Origin of the sequence: Rouxiella sp. Mn2063 (assembly GCF_049319665.1) — a bacterium.
Taxonomy (GTDB): domain Bacteria; phylum Pseudomonadota; class Gammaproteobacteria; order Enterobacterales; family Enterobacteriaceae; genus JBMOUD01.
This window is the reverse complement of the sequence record NZ_JBMOUD010000002.1, coordinates 164,191-186,388: the sequence shown is the minus strand read 5'-3', so window position 1 is coordinate 186,388 and position 22,198 is coordinate 164,191. Positions and strand designations below refer to the sequence as shown.

Genomic DNA, 22,198 nt, shown 5'->3' with positions numbered 1-22,198 from the left:
ATGATGGTCTAGCGAAGAAAATGCCCCTATTGCATGACAATGTCAGCAAGATACTTATTTTCAAATTCTTCTACTGGCAATGGCGGGGAAAACAGATAGCCTTGACCATAAATCACACCATGATTGACGAGCCAATCACGCTGTTCCGGTGTCTCAATACCTTCAGCGACTAGTTGGATATTCATGGTATGTGCAATAGACGTGATAATGTTTACCATCATCTCATCCTGCGGCAGTACGGCGACAAAAGGCCGACCAATTTTGATCACATCAATCGGCAAGTTTCGCAAACGATTCAGATATTCCAACCCAGAGAATCCTAAACCGAAGTCATCAAGCTCTATCGAGATACCCAACGTGCGAAGTTCTGTCAGCAGGCTAAATGCATAATCTAAATCGGTTATTTTGGCTGTTTCAGTGATTTCCAACACCAACTGCCCTAAATCTATTTTATATCTGCTGAGCAAATTGCGTAACTCCGGCAGAAAGTTGCTTTGTTGTAGCTGCATACCGGAAACATTCACAGATAGCGGCAAGGAGATCCCCTGCGCTTGCCAACCAGCCAGAATACGGCAGCCCAGCTCCAGAACTTTATACCCTAGTTGAACCATCACGCCCATTTGTTCGGCGAGCACAATAAAGTCACGCTCCAAACCAAAGCTACCATCAGGCATTTTATGGCGTAGCAAAGCCTCAACCCCCACGACCTGACCACTTTCCAGATGGAGTTGTGGCTGGAGAAACAGGGCAAAGTCATTTTCCATAATGATGTGGAGCACATCATTCTCTTGCCTTAGACGACGTTGAATTATCTCCGTCATATCTGGCTCAAAGAGAAGGATTTGATTTTTTCCTTGCTGATAAGCAGAAAGTTTTGCCGCACGGGCTTGTGAGACAAGCGCGATTGCCGTCAAATCACTCTGAGCATCACATCGCACCATACCAATGCTGCCGGCAGGGTGTAGCAGCGTTAATGGCTGGTCTACGAGCTTGGGCGCATTGATTTGCGCCATAATTTCCCGTGCCAGTTTCATTGCCATAAACGGGCGTTCAATATCACTTGCCAGCAATGCAAACTCGTTATAACTCAAGCGGGCCAATAGACAATGGGCGGGTAACACACTGCGAATGGCTTCTATCAGCGGACAAGTCACATTAGCGCTGTCACCCAGGCTTTCTATGCCAATCAACATCACATGGAAAGGTTTCTCTTGGCTCAAACGCTGGGTGAGGCTTGCAAGAAACAGTTCCTCATTAGGAATAGAGCTATAAACAAAGTTCGAGTCTTGTAACTGCGCCTGTTTTTTCTCAAACCATTGTTGGTTGCGGTTATAACTGCGGATTAACATTCCTAATTCATCGTCTTCGTGACGCGCGAGCACCGGCAACTGATGATAATTCAGCTCATTTTCTGGTAATGCTTCCAACTCGCGGGCAATCGCGCGCAACGGATGAACAATCAGACGATTAATACACCAGCTAATACTAATCGAGAGAATCAGCGCTAACAGAAGATAGGTTGTCAGCATGGTAGACAGCGCGCTGATAATAAATTGGTACATACGATAAGGATCGGCCTGCAACACCAGATAGGCCAGCGGCTTTGGAGATTGCTGGTTGGCTGTCGACGAGTAGATCGGTATCGATATTTTAAGCGGTAGATTAAAACCGGTGAGCACCCATTGCGGAACCGGCTTGCCTGACGGTAAATGGGTATATAAGGTTGGCAATTCATTCGGCAGTATCACGCTGGCACGTTCAAGAATCCCGACCGATTGCAGCGTATTAAGCACGTGCTGGGTTCTGACCCAATCTGCATCGAGTATTGACTGGCCAAGCGGTTTTTTTACCGAACTGGCGATAGTTTCCAATTGTTGGGCGTAATCCTCCTTACGTTGTTGCACAAAGTGAAACAACTGGATGGCGATAAAAATACAGAGGGTGACAACCGCTACGCCGGATACCATAGCCATCTGTTTAATCGTTAAAGAACGCCTGACCCGCAACATATGTCTCCTATCATTACTGCTCCCGATGACAGCTCTATACCTTACCAGTACGCTCAGGTTAAGAGAATCTTGGCGGAGTATACCTGATACCAATCAGTTCGAAGCGGTACTTCTCAATACTTTACCTAGTAAAAGGCCATTCTTTATCTCACAAAACAACACGATGCCTATGTGTAAACAGCAAAAAATGAACGATTCACTTATCGCGATGATCGTGTAAAAAAAGGAACAATCCGAAGAAAATGAATAGGCAGGAGAAAGCGCCGCCCAGGATAAAGGCGGCGCTTTAGGTTTAGACTGGGGCTGTCGCGATATCGTCCTGCTCAACAGCAAAGCAGGCAACAAGTTGATCGCCATGCTGTTTTAGCTGCGGCTGGAACTGCTTACACTGTCCAAATGCCCGACTACAGCGTGCGCTGAATGCACAGCCTGGCGGTGGATTCAGTGGGCTTGGCAGTTCGCCTGTTAACTTGATACGTTCGCGGCGTTCTCCTGGATTGAGACGCGGCGTCGCAGAAAGCAGCGCCTGAGTGTAAGGATGACGCGGGTTGTTGAAGATGGCATCTTTCGACCCCTTCTCCACACAGCGCCCGAGATACATCACCATCACTTCATCGGCAATATGTTCCACCACTGACAGGTCGTGTGAAATAAACACGTAAGACAAGCCCATATCGCGCTGTAAATCCATCATCAGGTTCAATACCTGAGCGCGGACCGACACGTCGAGCGCTGATACTGGCTCATCGGCGATCACCACATCAGGGTCTAGCATCAACCCGCGAGCGATAGCGATACGCTGACGCTGGCCGCCGGAGAACATATGCGGATAGCGGTCATAATGCTCGGTTTTCAGCCCCACTTTCGCCATCATTTCTAATGCTTTATCACGGCGCTCTTTGCTGCTCAACTTAGTGTTAATCAGCAACGGTTCTTCGAGGATCTGGCCAACTTTTTTACGTGGATTCAAAGAACCATAAGGGTTCTGGAACACAATCTGAATCTTCTGGCGACGCAGTTTCTCAGCGGTTGCATCCGGCTTAAGCAGGTCTTGCCCCTGATAATAAAGCTCACCGTGGCTTGGCGTCTCGATCATGGTCAGCAAGCGCCCTAAGGTCGATTTGCCGCAGCCCGACTCACCAACCACCGCCAGCGTTTTACCGCGATCCAGTTCAAAAGAGACGCCGTCCAGTGCTTTAACCGTGCGTTCTGGGGCAAATAACCCCTTCTTCACCGGATAATGTTTTTTCAGATCGATAGCCTGCAACAGCGGCTGCGACGCAGAGGTTTGATTAAGACTCATAAGTAGGTCTCCCGGCATCATCCAACGGATAATGGCACTTGGACTGACGCCCAGGGTTACCCCGTAGCGTCGGCTCTTCTTTACGGCAGCGATCGTTCGCATACGGACAGCGTGGGTTGAGCAAACAACCGTTCGGACGGTCGTATTTGCCCGGCACAACGCCCGGCAAAGATTGCAAACGCGCTTTATCAGCAGCAAATTCCGGCAACGAACGCAGCAACGCCTGGGTATAAGGATGACGCGGTGCGCGGAAAATCTCAGCGGCTTCACCGGTCTCAACCACCTGTCCGGCGTACATCACGATAATGTGCTGTGCCGCTTCGGCAACCAGCGCTAAATCGTGCGTGATCAGCATCAGTGCCATGTTCTCTTTTTGCTGCAAATCCAGTAACAGCTCGATGATCTGTGCCTGAATGGTCACATCCAACGCCGTGGTAGGTTCATCAGCAATCAGCAGCTTAGGACGGCAGGCAATCGCCATCGCAATCATGATGCGCTGACTCATACCACCGGAAAGCTGGTGCGGATAAACATCCAGACGCGATGCTGGGTCAGGAATACCGACCTGGGTCAGCAAATCGATGGTGCGCTGACGACGAGTTTTCTTGTTGCCACCCTGGTGTACCTTGATGGCTTCCATAATCTGGAAACCAACGGTGTAGCAAGGGTTAAGGCTGGTCATTGGGTCTTGGAAGATCATCGCGACTTCGGCACCCACAATCTGCCGACGCTCTTTTTCACCCATTTTTTGCAAGTCGCGACCGCCAAACTCTAGCTGTTCGGCCATCACTTTGCCGGGAAAGTCGATAAGCCCCATCAAGGCCAACGAGCTAACCGATTTGCCTGAACCAGACTCACCAACAATGCCAACAACTTCGCCCTGCTTGACGCTATAACTAATGCGATCAACGGCGCGGAAAGGCGCTTTTTCATCACCAAAGTGAACCGAAAGCTGGTCAACAGTCAGCAAGGTTTTGCCGACCGGTACTTCATTGATTAACGTGGTTTCCATCTCTCGCCCCTTACTGCTTGAGTTTCGGGTCGAGGGCATCACGCAAGCCATCACCCATTAGGTTAAATGCCAGTACCGTCAGCAGAATGATCACACCCGGGAAGGTCACAACCCACCACGCGCTTTGTGCAAACTGCAATACATCGGACAGCATTGTGCCCCACTCAGGCGTTGGCGGCTGGGCGCCCATGCCGAGGAAGCCGAGAGCCGCCATATCAAGAATGGCGTTAGAGAAACCAAGAGACGCTTGAACAATCAGCGGTGCCAGACAGTTGGGCAAAATATTGATAAACATCTGACGCGTTGCGCTGGCCCCTGCGACACGAGAAGCCGTCACGTAATCGCGATTCACCTCAACTAATACCGCAGCACGAGTCAACCGAACATAGTGTGGTAAGGCAACGAACGTCAGCGCTAACGACGCATTGACAATCGATGGTCCAAAAATAGCCACCAACACCAACGCCAACAGTAGGCTTGGCAAGGCCAGCATGATATCCACGACACGCATAATAGCGGCGTCGATCACCCCACCGTAATAACCGGCTAATAAGCCAAGTACCACGCCAAGAATCAACGACAGCACCACCACTAAACAACCAACCAACAGCGACAGACGGGCGCCGTACATCAAGCGACTGAGGATATCGCGACCGACATCGTCAGTACCCAGGACAAACTTCCAACTGCCGCCTTCCATCCAAGCCGGTGGTTTAAGTAACGCATCACGGAACTGCTCTGCCGGGCCGTGTGGTGCGAGTAAATTGGCACCAATCGCCATCACCAACATGATGATGATATAAACCAGCCCGATCACCGCACCCTTGTTGCGTTTAAAATAGTGCCAAAATTCCTGCATTGGAGGCATTGGCGTTGGCGCACCCGTCACGACTTCAGCGCTCACAGGTTCAGTAACTTGAGACATGTTGCGCTCCCTTATTTATGATGACGAATACGCGGGTTAACGATGCCGTACAGCACATCTACCAGCAGGTTAACCAGAATAATCAGCGAGGCGATCAACAATACGCCACCTTGCACCACCGGGTAGTCACGGCGCTGCAATGCCTCGATCAGCCAGCGTCCAACGCCCGGCCACGAGAAGATGGTTTCGGTTAAAATGGCACCACCGAGTAACGTTCCCACCTGCAACCCAATCACCGTCACTACCGGTAGCATGGCATTACGCAACGCGTGAACGACGATGACTCGCATACGGCTCAGCCCCTTGGCACGAGCGGTACGGATATAATCCTCGCCCAGCACTTCCAACATGGAAGAGCGGGTCATACGCACAATCACCGCCAGCGGAATAGTCCCCAGCACAATGGCAGGCAAAATCATATGCATAACAGCGTCTTTGAAATCGCCGGGTTCACCCCATAGCAGCGAGTCAATGAGTACAAAGCCTGTCAGCGGTTTACTGTCATCTAAAAAGACTGCGTCGCTCAGCCTTCCTGAGACAGGAGTGAGGTTAAGGTGCACCGACACCAGCATAACCAGCATGATCCCCCACCAGAATATCGGCATGGAATAACCGGTCAGAGAAATGCCAACGGCGGTGTGATCAAAGATGGAACCGCGTTTTACCGCTGCCAGCACCCCAACGGGAATACCGACCAGCATGGCAAAGATCATCGCGCAGATCCCCAATTCCAGCGTCGCTTTAAAGCGGGGAACGAACTCGCTCCAGACCGGGGTGCGGCTACTTAACGAGATCCCTAAATCGCCGTGTAATACCCCTTTCACATAGACGAAGTATTGTTGGTAAAGCGGCTTATCGAGGCCCATTTGTGCCATTAGCTGGGCGTGACGCTCGGGAGAAACACCGCGCTCGCCGGCCATAATGGTTACTGGGTCGCCTGGAATCATGTGCACGAAGGCAAAAGTCAGCAAAGTAATGCCGATAAACGTTGGGATCACTAACCCCAAACGTCGGAGTATGAATTGAAACATATCCCGTACTCTCTGTATAAAATGCCCGGGGAACCGTAGCTCACCGGGCTTATTGTTAGCTCACATTGCTTAATAAACGCAGAAATCTGAGGCTGTAGAGAAAGACTCGTGAACGTTGAAAACACCTATTCGCTCACGAGCTTTCAGGGACGGTTAGTCCAGAGAAACGTTCGCAAAGTTATGTTTGCCAAGTGGATCAACCACGTAGCCTTTCACTTCTTTACGCACTGGCTCATACACAGTGGAGTGAGCAACGATCAAAGCAGGCGCCTGATCGTGCATCACAACTTGAGCCTGCTGGTACAGCGCAACACGTTTGGCGTGATCTGATTCTTCACTTGCTGGACCGATCAGGTTATCAAACGACTTGTCACACCAGCGTGAGTAGTTCGAGCCATCTTTAGCGGCCTGGCAGCTAAACAGGGTCGCGAAGAAGTTATCCGGGTCCCCATTGTCGCCAGTCCAACCCATCATGACCGTCTGATGTTCGCCGTTCTTAGCACGCTTGAGGTATTCGCCCCACTCGTAAGTGACGATATTGGCTTTCACGCCAATTTTCGCCCAGTCGGCCTGAATCATCTCTGCCATACGGCGTGCGTTCGGGTTGTAAGGACGCTGTACTGGCATTGCCCAGATATCGGTGGTGAAACCGTTTGGCAAGCCCGCTTCTTTCAGCAGTTCTTTAGCCTTCGCTGGGTCATATGGATAATCAACCACATCCTTGTTGTAGCTCCACATAGTCGGTGGGATCAGGTTTTTCGCCGCTTGGCCTGCACCTTGATAAACCGCATCGATAATGGCTTTCTTATTAACAGCCAAAGTCAGTGCTTGACGCACTTTCACGTTATCTAACGGTTTTTTCTCAGTATTGAATGCCAGATAGCCAACGTTCAGACCTGGTTCTTGCATCAAGTTGATGGACTTATCTTGCTTCATTGCCGCTAAATCTGCCGGGTTAGGGAACGCCATCACCTGACATTCGTTTTTCTGCAGCTTGGCATAACGGATTGACGCATCAGGCGTGATGGAGAAGACCAGACGATCGATTTTCGGCTTGGTACCCCAGAAACCATCAAAGGCTTTATACAGAATGCGCGAGTCTTTCTGGTACTGCACCAGTTCAAACGGACCGGTGCCGATTGGGTTCAGGTCAACTTTCTGTGGCGTACCGGCTTTAAGCATGTTGTCGGCATATTCGCCCGACAAGATGGAAGCGAAGTCCATCGCCAAATCAGCCAGGAATGGTGCTGAAGGTTTGGTTAATTCGAACTGGACGGTGTAATCATCAACCTTAACGATTTTACCGATCAAATCGCCCATTCCCATGCCATCAAAGTATTCATAGCTGCCGCCAGACACTTTGTTGTATGGATTAGCTTTATCTTTTTGACGTTCAAAAGAGAACACCACGTCATCAGCGTTAAAATCACGCGTTGGCTTAAAATCTTTGTTCGATTGCCACTTCACGCCATGGCGTAAATGGAAGGTATACGTTTTACCATCTGGGCTAACTTCCCATTTCTCAGCCAGACCAGGGATAACTTCGGTAGTACCGACTTTGAACTCAACCAGACGGTTATAGATAGGTACGGAGCTAGCATCATAAGTGGTGCCAGTAGTAAACAGCTGCGGGTTAAACCCTTCAGGCGAGGCTTCAGAACAATAAACTAATGTTTTGGCTTGAACGCTGGCAGCTATAGTCAGGGCAACCAAACCGATACCGAACTTCAGCATCCCGGTTTTTCCCAAGGAAATTGTCATCGCTTGTGCTCCATTTATCATGGTGATGTGGATGTGTGTGTTGGTTTTCAGCTTCGCGCAATCCTTTATTTTTTATTTACGGATAGCGCTGTTGGCCCGATTAGCTGAAAGCAGGCATTGTCTTAAACGTTGGGCACACGTTGCAGAGATATTCCGACAAAATAGATACTCAAATAGAGATACAAATAATTACCGGAAGAACCATCTGGATAAACCTGTGGTATCAATTTGGCAACTCTGATCGGTGTCGTCAATATAACCATCAGGCATTTACAAAGAGTGTGAGTCACAGCAAACAAACATAAAAAAACACCTTCATTACATTTGCAGGATGAAAATTATACGACTAGCAATAAAAACCATATTTAATGCCAAATAAACTGCGGAAGGCCAGACTATAACCCTTGAAAAAAAGACGATAAAATTTATGGCGAAATGACGATTATCTAAACAGTTAACGTAGTGATACCGTAAAATCCAGCTGAAAATGCTGCCGAGTACGCAAAAATAAAGGAATGAACATCACTATGTTCGCAGCGGAAAAGATCAAATTGCTCAGCATATTTATCATGGATAGCCGCACATTATTCGCCTCAATAATGATGGCGAAGCCGATCGGCAATTGGGGTTATGTGCATCACGAAAGGGTAAATAACAGGCAATAAAAAACCCGCAGGTCAGAAACCTGCGGGTTTTTTATCAGTCTCAAATAAATAATTTTATCTGAAACTTGGGAATGTGGTCGGCGAGAGAGGATTCGAACCTCCGACCCACTGGTCCCAAACCAGTTGCGCTACCAAGCTGCGCTACTCGCCGAGTGGGGCGCATCTTACTGCTGAGCTATCTGGGCGTCAATGCCTTTATTATCGCAAACATACTGATTGTCTATAAAAACGCCTTTTGCGGGCAAAATGCCCGGTCGTTGCCCAAATGTGCAGCGCTTTTAGTACATAACGAATAATAAAAACAAAAAAGACCGCCGCAGCGGTCTTGTTAACAAGGGTAGTGCAGACACAGCTACTCTTTATTATTTAACGTTCAAGTTATTATTTAACGTTCAAGGTGACGTCGATGTTGCCACGGGTTGCGTTGGAGTACGGGCAAACCTGGTGCGCTTTGGCAACCAAGTCTTCTGCTACGCTGCGCTCGATGCCTGGCAGGGTGATGTCCAGTTGCACTTCAATTCCGAAACCACCGGGGATTGCACCGATACCAACAGCGCCGTCAATTTTAGCATCGGCAGGAATGCGAACTTTTTCCAGTGAAGCAACGTGCTTCAGAGCGCCAAGGAAGCATGCCGAATAACCCGCAGCAAACAGTTGCTCTGGGTTAGAAACTTCACCGCCAGCGCCGCCCATCTCTTTCGGCAGGCCCAGTTTCACATCCAGTACGCCATCAGATGAAGTCGCACGGCCATCACGACCACCGGTAGCAGTTGCATGGGCGCGGTAAACAACTTGTTCAATAGACATAATGTGTTCCTTTTAAGCTCTAGGGGTTAGCAAATAAATCACGCGATTAAATCGCCTGCGATATATTTAACTGTAGCAGGCATACGAATAATTGCATACCTGATTATTTAATTTTGCGAACTGAGGCCGCTAAACAGCCTCAGATATGCTGGTGCAACTTGCCGCGCAGAATCTGTAACTGCTGCTTGATAGCAGTGACTTCTTCAATGCTGCACTCGGCAGCACAGGCAATAGCTTCTGGAATGCTACGTGCATTTTCTTGCAGCGCACGGCCTTGCTCGGTCAACGAAATCACCACCTGGCGCTCATCAGACTGCGCGCGACGGCGCACTAATAAACCGGCAGTTTCCAGGCGCTTAAGCAGCGGCGTTAACGTCGCGGAATCGAGAAATAGCTTCTCGCCAATATCTGACACAATCAACTCATCTTGCTGCCACAACACCAGCATCACCAGATATTGTGGGTACGTCAGATCCAACTGACTTAACAGCTTACGATAAACTTTATTCAGCGCCAGATTGGCAGAATAAAGTGCAAAACACATCTGCTGGTCAAGATGCAGTGCGTTAGTAGATTGAGATACGGCATCAGTTTTCTTGTTCATGAGCAAGAATATATATAGCACGCGATATTATCGCAAGCAGTTTTACATATTTTGCACTTCTGCCACTGATGCTTTCCCGGGCTACATAAAAATAAGGCCCACAATAGGCCTTATCATGTACCTTAAGCCTTCGGGAAAATCCATAGCTGATCGACTGGCAATGAAAGACGACAATGATCTTGTCCACGGAGTTCGTGGCCATAGGCACGGATCACGAAATCTTCGGCGGCAGTGCGGAATAAATACTCCCAGCGATCGCCAAGGTACATACTGGTCAATAACGGTAGTTCCAGCTGATTACCGTCATGATTGTCACCTATACGCACACGTTCGACACGGATCACCGCCGTTGCTTCTTGCCCAACGCTCACTCCCTGTAGCGCGATGCCCCACAATGCCCAATCTTTGCCCTCTATCTTGGCTTTCCCGTCGCGTAGTTCCGTCACCTTGCCATGCAAGCTGTTATTGCTACCCATAAAACCGGCGGTAAACAGGCTGGTCGGCGAACCGTACATTTCCTGCGGCGTGCCCTGTTGTTCAATTTTCCCGTTGTTGAGCAATAAGATACGGTCAGAAATCGCCATTGCCTCGTTCTGGTCATGCGTCACCATCAACGCTGATAAGCCGAGCTTGATAATCAATTCTCGTAGGAAGACTCGCGCCTCTTCGCGCAGCTTGGCATCGAGGTTAGATAGCGGCTCATCAAGCAGGATAACCGGTGGGTTGTAGACCAGCGCCCGGCCAATAGCTACGCGCTGTTGCTGACCACCGGATAACTGATGCGGATGGCGCTGCCCTAAATGTCCCAAACCGAGCTGATCTAACACCGCCTGTACGCGCTGGGTAATTTCGCTAGCGGCAATTTTGCGTAGCTTCAGCGGGTAAGCCACGTTCTCAAACACCGTTTTATGCGGCCATAATGCGTAAGACTGGAACACCAACCCCAAATTGCGTTCTTCTGCCGGGATCTCACTGCGCGATGTGCCGTCATACACCGTATTCTTACCGATAATGATCCGGCCTTGCGTTGGTTTTTCCAGCCCGGCAACCGCTCGCAATAAGGTGGTTTTGCCACTACCCGATGGCCCCAAAAGCGAGACAACTTCGCCTTTTTTGAGCTCCATCGATACGCCCTTTAATACCGGATTGTCGCCATAGGTTAAATGCAGATTCTCTACTGAAAGCTCAATCATGTAATTTGACTCCAAAACGAAGGGCAATACCCAGGCCTAATACCACCAGCAGGATATTAATAAAGGAGAGCGCGGCAACAATATCAATCGCCCCAGCCGCCCATAGCGACACCAGCATGGAACCGATGGTTTCGGTTCCCGGCGAAAGCAGATAAACACCGGTCGAGTATTCACGTTCAAAAATCAGGAACATCAGCAACCACGAACCAATCAGGCCGTAACGTGATAAAGGAATGGTGACATGGCGCGTTATCTGCCCACGCGTTGCGCCAGTGCTGCGCGCGGCTTCCTCCAGCTCCGGCCCCACTTGCAACAACGTAGACGAGATCAAACGCAGACCGTAAGCCATCCACACCACGGTATAGGCCAGCCAGACGCTGAAAATCGTGCTACGTAACGAGCGCAGCCACACTACCAGGTTCTCGCGTAGCCATTCCGCCATCGGTAGTGACGACATCCAGCCTTCTTTCAGCGAGTTATCCAGCCACATTGGCAAGAATAGGAATACCCACAAGAACGCCAACCCCGCCAGCAATCCCGGTACCGCGCGTGGTACTAATACGCTGTAATCGAGAAAGCGCGTGACGCCGTCGGGTTTACGATGCATAGCGATACCTATAAATAGGTAGAACACTACTGCCAACGCCCCGCCGATAACGCCGATAGCCATTGAGTTGACGATCGCACGCAGCAGGTTGGGCTGCTCCCAGATAGTGCGGAAGGTCCCAAGCGACAGCTCATCCCAAATCGATACGCCGACGCCCCAGTTGGAGATAAAGGCTCGCAGTACCACACCAATCAACGGTATACCGATAGTCACTGTCAGCCAAAACGCCACCAACGCCCCGGCCACCCAGCGCCATTTACCCAGCGGTAACGCGCGCGCCTGCGACGCTTTACCTTTGACGGTGACAAAACGATGCGCAGTGCGCATTAGACGCCGCTGCAACATCACCAAAGGTACAGTAATACAAATCAGTACCACCGCCACCGCCGCCATCAAATGATAAGACGGCGTACCCAGTTTGTTCGTGAGCTGATAAAGATAGGTCGCCAGCACCAGGTTGCCTTCCGAATCCCCTAGCACCAGCATCAGACCAAACACTTCCAATCCGAGGAAGAACAGCAACACGCCAGCGTAAAGTACCGCAGGCCGCACCATCGGCAGACTGACGGCGGTCATGACCTGCAACGGCGTGGCACCGGCCGTGCGCGCCGCCTCTTCTACATCCGAGCCTAAACTACGCAACGCCGAAGAAATATAGAGATAAGCGTGAGGAACATGGGTCAATCCAGCGATGATCACGATGCTGGTCATCGAATAGATATTCCACGGAATAAAACCGAACCACGATTCGGCCCATAGCGAGAAGAAACCCACCGGCCCAACCGCCACCACATAACCAAAACCCAGCACCATCGGGGAGACAAAAATCGGTACCAGAATCAGTGGTTCAATAAAACGTCGGCCCGGCAAATCGGTTCTGATCATCAAAAAGGCCAGAATTCCACCCAGTGGAATGGCAATAATCACCAAACCAAAAGCCAGAATAAAGCCGGTTTTTAGCGCCTTGTAAAAATCAGGATCGCTAAAAATAAATTCGAACGCGCCAAGGCTTGGTACTTTGGCCGGTGAGAAGAAAGGCGCGGAGAGGAAGCTTTGGATCACAATAAAGGACAACGGAATGTAGATAACTAAAGCGGTTATCAACACCACTAAGCCACGCGGCAGGCTTTGCCATTTTCTGCGCAATGCTGTCATAGAGAATCCCATCGGTTAACGATCAATTGACGATACAAAAGGAGGCGTACCAAAAGCGTTGGTACGCACTCGGGTCATTGCCTTATTTTGCGGCAGCAGCGCGCCATTTTTTGATGTATTCCAAACGTTTGGTCGGTTCTAAGTACTCAAGCAGGCTTTCATCTACTGGGATAGGCTTAAGCGCATTGCCCAATTTTTTAGTCAAGCCATCGACATCGTTATTTCCCTCGATATCCTGGCGAATAGACGGAATATCGACTTGATTAGCCAAAATATTCTGGCCTTTTTCTGACAAGATATAATCCAGCCATAACTTAGCAGCGTGGCTATGTGCGGCTTGATGGCTAATAAAACTCACTCGAGATAACACCAAGGTGTAATCGGTTGGATAAACGATGCCAAGCGAGGTATCCGTTTTGGCACGGGTTTCGGCATAAGAACCAATGATATTGAAACCAATCAAATTTTCACCGGATGACACCCGTTCCATCATGGTGCCGGTAGACGATTGCACCACCAGCCCGCCCTTAGCGATATCGGCCAACGTCGCGAAGTAGTTGGGGTCATCCTTCGAATCCATCACCGACAACATAAATCCGACGCCCGATTTTTCAATATCGTAGGTCGTCACCTTCTTTTTAAATCTCTGTGGATCGCCGGAAACCAGTTTAGCCAGCGCAGTATGTGAGTCGGGCACTTCACCGGCCGTGATCAACCGTTTGTTATAGATAAACACCAGTGGTTCATAGCTAGTGCCATAAGCCTTTTCTTTCCATACTGCCCATTTCGGTAATTTACCCAGCTCAGGCGAGGCATATTCCTGAGCATAATCTGTCGCCAGTTTCAGCGCCGTATCCATCGATGAACTCCACACCACATCCCCGCTACTGCTACCGGATGCCTGTTCACTGATGTAACGGTTGTACAATTCGGTACTGTTCATGTCGTTGTATTCGACCTTGATGCCCGGATACAGCGTTTCAAACCCTTGGATCAGCGGGGCGGCCGCTTTCAGATCGGTGGTCGAATAGACCACGACTTTCCCCTCTTTTTTCGCGCCATCGACAACCTTCTGATAATCGGCGGGATAGCCCTCAGGGAACTGAGCAAAAGCCGGGGCAGAAATCAGTACGGCCATCGCCATTGTTGTCATGCTGAATTTTTTTAACATCATTTCTAACTCCCAGTTACATTTTGTAAATTAAAAATAAACATATAGTTGATGCAATGACTTAAGCAATGGCGGCGAATTTTTATCTTTCAGTTTTGTGAGGCTGGGCGATTTTTAGGCAATAACAGATGAGAGATTGGGGCCGTTTACGCAAGCAAAGGCGCTGCCCTGTTTTTGCACAATCGTGCAATAACGGGGAGGCAAGATAATGGGAGTAAACGCGAGAATAGGAAGTAAGTCCTTTAAAATCAGCAAATAACATCTTGGCACAGGCTTTGCTTAAGTGAAATCAATCTTGTGTACTAGATGGAATTCTAATTATGCCTGCGACCTCTACTGCCTTTTCTGCCTTTCAACTGTGTGACTGGCAACAGCATTACCGACATTCTCCAGATAGTTTGCGCAGTTCGCTCAGCACGCTGCTTGCCAGTTTGAGCACCGAAGATAATGCATGGTTGTATCTTGCGACACCCGAACAACTAGAACAGCAAATTGTTCAGTTGGAAGCGCGACGCGAACAAGCACAAGGTGCACTGAACACGTTGCCACTGTTTGGTATCCCTTTTGCAGTAAAAGACAATATCGACGTTGGCGATTGGCCAACGTCAGCGGCTTGTCCGGCCTTTACCTATACTGCCGCCGCCGATGCGACCGTTGTCGCCAATCTGAAAGCCAAAGGCGCGGTAGTGATCGGCAAGACCAACCTCGACCAGTTTGCCACTGGATTAGTTGGTACTCGCTCACCTTTTGGCCCAGTTAAAAACAGCTTCAACCCTGACTATGTTAGCGGCGGCTCCAGCTCCGGTTCCGCCTCGGTCGTGGCTCGTGGCTTAGTACCATTCTCATTAGGCACCGATACCGCCGGTTCGGGCCGCGTCCCAGCGGGTTTTAATAATATTATCGGGCTAAAACCGACCAAAGGCTGGCTATCGAATCGCGGCGTAGTACCGGCTTGTAAGCTCAACGACTGCGTATCGGTGTTTGCACTCAACGTCGACGATGCGCTACAGGTTGCCGAACTTGCCGGGGGTTACGACAGCGCCGATGCGTATTCACGCGCTAACCCGCGTACCGCTCCAGCAACCATGTCGGCCCAGCCACGTTTTGCTATCCCGAATGAGCTGGAATTCTTTGGCGATAGCCAATATGAGTACGAATTCAAACAAGCGCTAGAACGTCTGCAACAGATGGGCGTCGAGTTGGTAGAAATTGATTACGCGCCCTTCCAGGCACTGGCCGAGCAGCTGTACTACGGCGCATGGGTAGCGGAACGCACCGTCGCGGTGGGCAAAATGTTTACCGATAGCCCACAAGAGATGAATCCTGTAGTGCGTGGCATCGTTGCCAATGGTCTGAACTACAACGCCTGCGATGCCTGGCGCGCAGAATATTTACGCGCTGAGCTATCGCGTAAAATTAATCTGGTGCTTAAAGACTTCGACGCATTGTTAGTACCCACTTCACCGACCATTCGCACTTTGCAAGAAATGGCACAGGAGCCGGTGGTCTATAACTCGCAGTTTGGCACCTATACCAACTTCACCAATCTGGCCGATCTGAGTGCATTAGCACTCCCCGCCAGCCTGCGTGCCGACGGCTTGCCCTTCGGAATTACCCTTATCGCCCCCGCCTGGCACGATGCGGCACTAGCAAGCTTTGGGCAAAAATGGCAACGCGCACTGGCGCTGCCTTTGGGCGCCACCAACAAAGCCTTTAGCGCAAATCTCGCACGCGATTCTCACGCCCCAGTAAGTGCTCACCATGTCCGTGTCGCGGTAGTTGGCGCACATTTGAGCGGAATGCCGCTGAATTTCCAACTAACCCAACGCCAGGCAGTGCGCGTCGAACAAACCGTCACTTCTGCCGACTATCGCCTGTACGCACTGGCAAATACGCAACCGTTGAAACCGGGCCTGCTTAAAACCACCGGCGGCAGCGCGATTATCGTCGAACTGTGGGATATCCCGCTGGCCCGTTTTGGCGAATTTGTCGCCGAAATCGCCCCGCCGCTCGGCATCGGCACGCTGCAATTGGCGGATGGCCGTCAGGTGAAAGGCTTTATCTGCGAGCCTTGGGCGCTGGAAGGTGCAACCGACGTCACCTCATTTGGTGGCTGGAAAAACTATATCCAGCATCTCGCCAGCCAAAACAACGCTTAAGGGGCCACCATGTTTACTACCGTATTAATTGCCAACCGTGGTGAAATTGCCTGCCGTGCAATCCGCACTTTAAAACGCCTTGGCGTCACCAGCGTGGCGGTCTATTCCGATGCTGACCGTAATGCACCGCATGTACGCGAAGCCGATATCGCCGTGGCGTTGGGTGGCGAAAAGGCCAGCGACAGCTATCTGCTGATTGATAAAATTCTGGCGGCCGCCACGCAAACCGGCGCGCAAGCCATTTATCCGGGCTATGGCTTTCTATCCGAGAGCGCAGAATTCGCCGATGCTTGTGAAGCGGCCGGCATCGCCTTTATCGGTCCTTCCGCCCACCAAATCCGCGAGTTCGGCTTAAAACATCGCGCCCGCGAACTAGCCGGTGCGGCCAATGTGCCGATGACGCCGGGTACAGCGCTGCTAGATAGTCTGGATGAGGCCATCGTCGCTGCCGAACATATCGGTTACCCGATTATGCTAAAAAGCACCGCCGGTGGCGGTGGCATCGGTTTGACGCGCTGCGATGATAAACAAGCGCTGATCGATGCCTGGGACAGCGTAAAGCGCCTCGGCGAGCAGTTTTTCCGCGATGCCGGCGTATTTTTGGAGCGCTTTGTTGACCGCGCTCGTCACGTCGAAGTACAAATCTTCGGCGACGGAAAAGGCAAGGTTGTAGCACTCGGCGAACGTGATTGTTCATTGCAACGCCGCAACCAAAAAGTCGTGGAAGAGACCCCCGCACCACATCTGCCACAGGCAACGCGTGAAGCCTTACATCTGGCCGCCGTGCAACTGGGTGAATCGGTTAATTACCGCAGCGCGGGCACCGTGGAATTTATTTACGATGCCGCTCGCGATGAGTTTTACTTCCTTGAGGTCAATACCCGCCTGCAAGTCGAGCATCCGATCACCGAAATGGTCACCGGGTTAGATTTAATCGAGTGCATGTTGCGCGTCGCTGCCGACCTGCCGCTCGATTGGCCTCGCATGCAACAAGCACCGCAGGGTGCTGCAATTGAAGTGCGTATTTACGCCGAAGACCCGCTGAAAAACTTCCAGCCCAGCCCTGGCGTATTGACCGATGTGTTTTTCCCGGACGATGTGCGTGTTGATGGTTGGGTATCAACCGGCAGCGAAGTCTCCAGCTTCTACGACCCAATGATCGCCAAGCTGATTGTGCACGGCAGCGACCGTCAGGACGCACTGGCAAAAATGGCGCAAGCCTTAGCGGCAACTCGTCTGCACGGCATCGCCAGCAACATTGATTATCTGCGCCAGGTTGTCGCCACCCCGCTATTCCAGCAGGGGAAAATGTGGACGCGAATGCTCGATAGTTTCGAGTATGCGCCGCAGGCCATCGAGGTGATAGCACCCGGCACTTACAGCAGCATCCAAGATTATCCGGGCCGCCTCGGCTACTGGGATATTGGCGTGCCGCCATCTGGTCCGATGGATGATTACGCCTTCCGACTGGCGAACCGCATTGTCGGTAACCATCTGGATGCCGCCGGGCTGGAATTCACGCTGCAAGGGCCAACGTTGCGCTTCCATTGTGATGCCATTATTGCCCTGACCGGCGCACAGTGCCCGGCGGAAATCGATGGCGAAGCCGTCGATTACTGGCAGCCAATCAAGGTGAAAGCCGGGCAAATTTTAACGCTGGGCCGCGCCACCCAAGGCTGCCGCACCTATTTGGCCGTGCGTAATGGCTTCGACGTACCCGTGTATCTCGGCAGCCGTTCCACCTTCGCTCTCGGCCAGTTTGGCGGCCATGCCGGACGTACATTACGCATCGCCGATGTGCTCAATATCTCTCAACCGGAGCTGGCGGCTTGCACGACGCCAGCTCCGGTCGATGCACCACAAGCCGCCGCCGGGCAGATCCTGCCTGCTTACGGTGACGTGTGGAATATCGGTGTGTTATATGGCCCGCACGGCGCGCCGGATTTCTTTAGCAAAGACTCTATCGACGCGTTTTTTGCCGCCGAATGGCAGGTACATTACAACTCCAACCGTCTGGGCGTGCGCCTGAGCGGTCCGAAACCACAGTGGGCCAGACTTGACGGCGGCGAAGCCGGGCTGCATCCGTCGAATGTGCATGACTGCGAATATGCCATCGGCGCAATTAACTTTACCGGCGACTTCCCGGTGATTCTAACCCGCGATGGGCCAAGCCTCGGCGGATTTGTCTGCCCGGTAACCATTGCCAAAGCCGAGCTGTGGAAAGTCGGTCAGGTAAAACCGGGCGACCGAATTCGCTTCCACCCGATTAGTGTTGAGCAGGCACAGGCGCTAGATATGGCCCAACAAGGCACCATTGACTCGCTGATGCCTATCGAGGCGATGGAGATGCCAACGCCTTCATTGCTGCCGGGCAATACCGCGTCGGCCACCATTTTGGCCGAGCTACCGGCCGATAATCAGCGTCCTGCGGTGGTTTATCGCCAGGCTGGCGATAGCTATGTGCTGATCGAATATGGCGATAACGTGCTGGATTTAGCGCTGCGTCTGCGTATTTACCTGTTGATGAAAGCCATCCGTGAGGCAGGACTCGCCGGTATTGAAGAACTGTCGCCGGGCGTGCGTTCGCTGCAAGTGCGCTATGACGGGCGCGAGTTACAACAAAGCGATCTGCTGACGCATTTGCTGATGCTGGAACAAGGGCTGGCTGATGTCAGCACGCTGAAAATCCCAACCCGTATCGTACATTTACCGATGGCCTTTGAAGACAGCGCCACACTTAGTGCCGTTGAACGCTATCAACAAACGGTACGCGCCGAGGCTCCTTGGCTGCCAAATAACGTTGATTTTATTCAGCGTACCAATGGCTTATCCAGCCGCGAAGACGTCAAAAACATTATTTTCGACGCCAGCTACCTGATCCTCGGTTTGGGCGATGTGTACCTCGGCGCACCTTGCGCGGTGCCGCTCGATCCGCGCCATCGTCTGCTTAGCTCTAAATACAACCCGGCACGTACTTACACCGCCGAGGGAACCGTGGGCATTGGCGGCATGTACATGTGCATCTACGGCATGGATTCACCGGGTGGTTATCAGTTGGTGGGGCGCACCTTGCCTATCTGGAACAAATTCCTGAAAAACGAGCAATTCCAGCAGGGTGAGCCTTGGTTGCTGCACTTCTTCGATCAGGTACGTTTCTACGAGGTCAGCGAAGCGGAACTGGACGCGCAGCGCGATGCTTTCCGCGAAGGCCGCGCCCAAGTACGTATCGAACATAGCGAGTTTGATTTCGCCGAATATCAGCAATTTTTAGCCGACAATGCCGACGATATCGCAGATTTCCGCCGCCACCAGCAGCAGGCGTTTAAAAGCGAAGTCGCCCACTGGCAGGCGCAGGAAAGTGCAGCGGTCGACGCCGCTGTCAATGCGACACCGCCGGTCGAAGAAACTGGCTCACAAGATGGTCAACTGGTCAGCGCCGATCTCAACGGCAACATCTGGAAGATTTTGGTCGAACCGGGCCAGAAGGTGCAAGCCGGGCAGCCGCTGGTCGTCGTCGAAGCCATGAAAATGGAGCTATCGGTTAATGCGCCTTGTGCCGGTACCGTCAGCCGTATCAGTTGCCAGCAGGGCCGACCAGTCGGCCCCGGCGATGCCTTATTATGGCTAGATATCGCCTAAGGAGAATCAAACATGCAACTCACTGGTACCCGCACTCGACGTAATAAAAGCCGGCCCGAAGGGCTGGCGGAAAAAATTTATCTGCAATTGAAGGACGACATCTTCAACTTTCGCCTGCTGCCAGGCGATCGCTTTAGCGAGAACGATATCGCTGAACGCATGGATGTCAGCCGCACGCCGGTACGCCAGGCGCTGTTCCGGCTCGAGCGCGAAGGCTATGTCGATGTGTTTTTCCGCAGCGGCTGGCAAGTACGCCCGTTCGATTTCGATTACTTCGAGCAGCTTTATGATCTGCGCATCGTGCTAGAACTCGAGGCGGTGAAACGCCTGTGCGCCCTGCCGCTCGGCGAGTTGCCGCCCGCTTTTGGCGAGCTAAAAGCCTTCTGGATTGACCAACCGCAGCTCGAAGACGGGCAAGCGGTATCGCGCTATGACGAGGCCTTTCATATGGCGTTGGTTGCCGCCGCAGGCAACCCGGAAATGGCGCGAATTCATGCCGATCTGACGGAAAAAATCCGCATTATTCGCCGATTAGACTTCACCAAAGACGCGCGTGTTAACGCCACTTATCAAGAGCACGCCAATATTTTACACGCCATCATGCAACAACAAACCCAGGAGGCACAGCGCCAGCTCCACGATCACATCGCGGTCAGTAAAGCGGAAGTACGCAAAATTACCTTACACATGCTGCATCAGGCGCGACCTGACAGCGAATCCCGTACTTGATGATGATTTTTTCCACTGTTTTTAGAATTTTCGCCCATTACAGCAATTTTCATAACAGGAGTGACATCTATGCAACGTCGACGTTTGATTAAAGCTTTCGCCCTCTCTGCGACCGTGCTCAGCATGGGATTAGCCTTTACCGCGCAGGCCGCAGACACCATTAAAGTGGGGATTATGCACTCACTCTCTGGCACGATGGCTATCTCAGAAACGCCGTTGAAAGACGTGGCGCTGATGACCATTGACGATATCAACGCCCACGGCGGCGTACTGGGCAAAAAACTCGAACCGGTGGTGGTCGACCCCGCCTCTAACTGGCCGCTGTTTGCTGAAAAAGCCCGCCAGTTGTTAACCCAAGATAAAGTGGCGGTGGTCTTTGGTTGTTGGACCTCGGTATCACGTAAATCGGTCTTGCCGGTATTTGAAGAATTAAATGGCTTGCTGTTCTATCCGGTGCAATACGAAGGTGAAGAGATGTCACCAAACGTCTTCTATACCGGTGCAGCGCCTAATCAGCAGGCCATTCCTGCGGTGCAATATTTGATGAGTGACGACGGCGGCGATGCCAAACGTTTCTTCCTGCTGGGCACCGATTACGTCTATCCACGCACCACCAACAAGATCCTGCGCGCCTATCTGCATTCGAAAGGCGTACAGGATAAAGATATCGAAGAAGTCTATACGCCATTTGGCTATAGCGATTATCAAACCATTGTTTCTAATATTAAAAAATTCGCCGCGGGCGGTAAAACCGCAGTGATCTCCACCATCAACGGCGATTCTAACGTGCCGTTCTACAAAGAGTTGGCCAATCAGGGCGTGAAAGCCACCGATGTGCCGGTAGTTGCCTTCTCTGTGGGCGAAGAAGAGTTGCGCGGCATCGACACTAAACCACTGGTCGGTGATTTGGCTTCCTGGAACTACTTCCAGTCGTTAGATAACCCAACCAACAAGAAATTTGTCGCCGAATGGAAAGCCTACGCCAAGGCACATAACTTGCCGAATGCCGACAATGCCGTCACCAACGACCCGATGGAAGCCACCTATGTAGGTATTCATATGTGGGCACAGGCGGTGGAAAAAGCCGGTACCACCGATGTCGATAAAGTGCGGGCAGCGATGGCCGGACAAACCTTCCAGGCACCGGATGGTTATACGCTGACTATGGATGCCACCAACCATCACCTGCACAAACCGGTGATGATCGGTGAAATTCAGTCCAACGGTCAGTTCAACGTGGTCTGGCAGACAGATAAACCCATCCGCGCCCAGCCGTGGAGCCCATATATCGCCGGTAATGACAAGAAACCTGATTATCCGGTGAAAAGTACCCAGTAATCCGCACCACCGCGCCCCGTCGTCCCTTTTCTTCTTCTCATTTTGAGCAAGAAGCGGCGGGGTGTTGGCCGGATTTCCCTCACCCAATAC

The 22,198-nt window shown here is 51.5% G+C and carries 15 protein-coding genes and 1 tRNA gene; 4 read left to right on the top strand and 12 right to left on the bottom strand.

The annotated features are described in order from the left end of the window. Positions 1-26: 26 nt before the first annotated feature. From hmsP to ACL9RG_RS04185, 12 genes are all read right to left on the bottom strand, one after another. Positions 27-2,006: a biofilm formation regulator HmsP gene (gene hmsP, locus ACL9RG_RS04240; RefSeq protein ID WP_422791584.1), complete on the bottom strand. Its 1,980-nt coding sequence runs from the start codon at positions 2,004-2,006 to the stop codon at positions 27-29. Positions 2,007-2,301: 295 nt separating this feature from the next. Continuing rightward, positions 2,302-3,312: a dipeptide ABC transporter ATP-binding subunit DppF gene (dppF, locus tag ACL9RG_RS04235; protein WP_422791343.1), complete on the bottom strand. Its 1,011-nt coding sequence runs from the start codon at positions 3,310-3,312 to the stop codon at positions 2,302-2,304. Next, positions 3,302-4,324 (bottom strand): dipeptide ABC transporter ATP-binding protein, encoded by a 1,023-nt coding sequence (gene dppD / locus ACL9RG_RS04230; RefSeq protein WP_422791342.1) that lies wholly within the window; start codon positions 4,322-4,324, stop codon positions 3,302-3,304. Before dppD ends, dppF begins: the two co-directional genes overlap by 11 nt. A gap of 10 nt (positions 4,325-4,334) precedes the next feature. Then, positions 4,335-5,249: a dipeptide ABC transporter permease DppC gene (gene dppC, locus ACL9RG_RS04225; protein WP_422791341.1), complete on the bottom strand. Its 915-nt coding sequence runs from the start codon at positions 5,247-5,249 to the stop codon at positions 4,335-4,337. Positions 5,250-5,260: 11 nt separating this feature from the next. Next, positions 5,261-6,280, bottom strand: a complete 1,020-nt coding sequence (gene dppB, locus ACL9RG_RS04220; protein WP_422791340.1) for a dipeptide ABC transporter permease DppB — start codon at positions 6,278-6,280, stop codon at positions 5,261-5,263. 153 nt (positions 6,281-6,433) lie between these two features. Then, positions 6,434-8,041: a dipeptide ABC transporter periplasmic-binding protein DppA gene (gene dppA / locus ACL9RG_RS04215; protein WP_422791339.1), complete on the bottom strand. Its 1,608-nt coding sequence runs from the start codon at positions 8,039-8,041 to the stop codon at positions 6,434-6,436. 739 nt (positions 8,042-8,780) lie between these two features. Continuing rightward, positions 8,781-8,857 (bottom strand) — tRNA-Pro (locus ACL9RG_RS04210). Positions 8,858-9,087: 230 nt separating this feature from the next. Continuing rightward, positions 9,088-9,513 carry an organic hydroperoxide resistance protein gene (locus ACL9RG_RS04205; RefSeq protein WP_422791338.1) on the bottom strand — a complete coding sequence of 142 codons (426 nt, stop codon included), beginning with the start codon at positions 9,511-9,513 and terminating at the stop codon, positions 9,088-9,090. Positions 9,514-9,652: 139 nt separating this feature from the next. Then, complete coding sequence (locus ACL9RG_RS04200) at positions 9,653-10,117, bottom strand: MarR family winged helix-turn-helix transcriptional regulator (RefSeq protein WP_422791337.1); 465 nt, start codon at positions 10,115-10,117, stop codon at positions 9,653-9,655. 122 nt (positions 10,118-10,239) lie between these two features. Next, positions 10,240-11,310, bottom strand: a complete 1,071-nt coding sequence (locus tag ACL9RG_RS04195) for an ABC transporter ATP-binding protein (RefSeq protein ID WP_422791336.1) — start codon at positions 11,308-11,310, stop codon at positions 10,240-10,242. After that, entirely contained in the window at positions 11,303-13,072 is a 1,770-nt protein-coding gene (locus ACL9RG_RS04190) for an ABC transporter permease (RefSeq protein ID WP_422791335.1), read from the bottom strand. The genes ACL9RG_RS04195 and ACL9RG_RS04190 overlap by 8 nt, the downstream gene beginning before the upstream one ends. A gap of 82 nt (positions 13,073-13,154) precedes the next feature. Further along, entirely contained in the window at positions 13,155-14,243 is a 1,089-nt protein-coding gene (locus tag ACL9RG_RS04185) for an ABC transporter substrate-binding protein (protein ID WP_422791583.1), read from the bottom strand. 320 nt (positions 14,244-14,563) lie between these two features. Here ACL9RG_RS04185 and atzF point away from each other — a divergent pair, with 320 nt between their 5' ends. The 4 genes from atzF to urtA all read left to right on the top strand — a co-directional run bounded on the left by atzF (position 14,564) and on the right by urtA (position 22,108). Continuing rightward, positions 14,564-16,402: an allophanate hydrolase gene (atzF, locus tag ACL9RG_RS04180; protein WP_422791334.1), complete on the top strand. Its 1,839-nt coding sequence runs from the start codon at positions 14,564-14,566 to the stop codon at positions 16,400-16,402. Positions 16,403-16,411: 9 nt separating this feature from the next. Next, positions 16,412-20,041, top strand: coding sequence for an urea carboxylase (gene uca, locus ACL9RG_RS04175; protein WP_422791333.1), 3,630 nt, complete (start codon positions 16,412-16,414; stop codon positions 20,039-20,041). A 12-nt stretch (positions 20,042-20,053) separates the two neighbouring features. Further along, positions 20,054-20,770, top strand: coding sequence for a GntR family transcriptional regulator (locus ACL9RG_RS04170; protein WP_422791332.1), 717 nt, complete (start codon positions 20,054-20,056; stop codon positions 20,768-20,770). 69 nt (positions 20,771-20,839) lie between these two features. Then, on the top strand, positions 20,840-22,108 hold the full coding sequence (urtA, locus tag ACL9RG_RS04165; protein ID WP_422791331.1) for an urea ABC transporter substrate-binding protein: 1,269 nt from the start codon (positions 20,840-20,842) through the stop codon (positions 22,106-22,108). Positions 22,109-22,198: the final 90 nt, after the last annotated feature.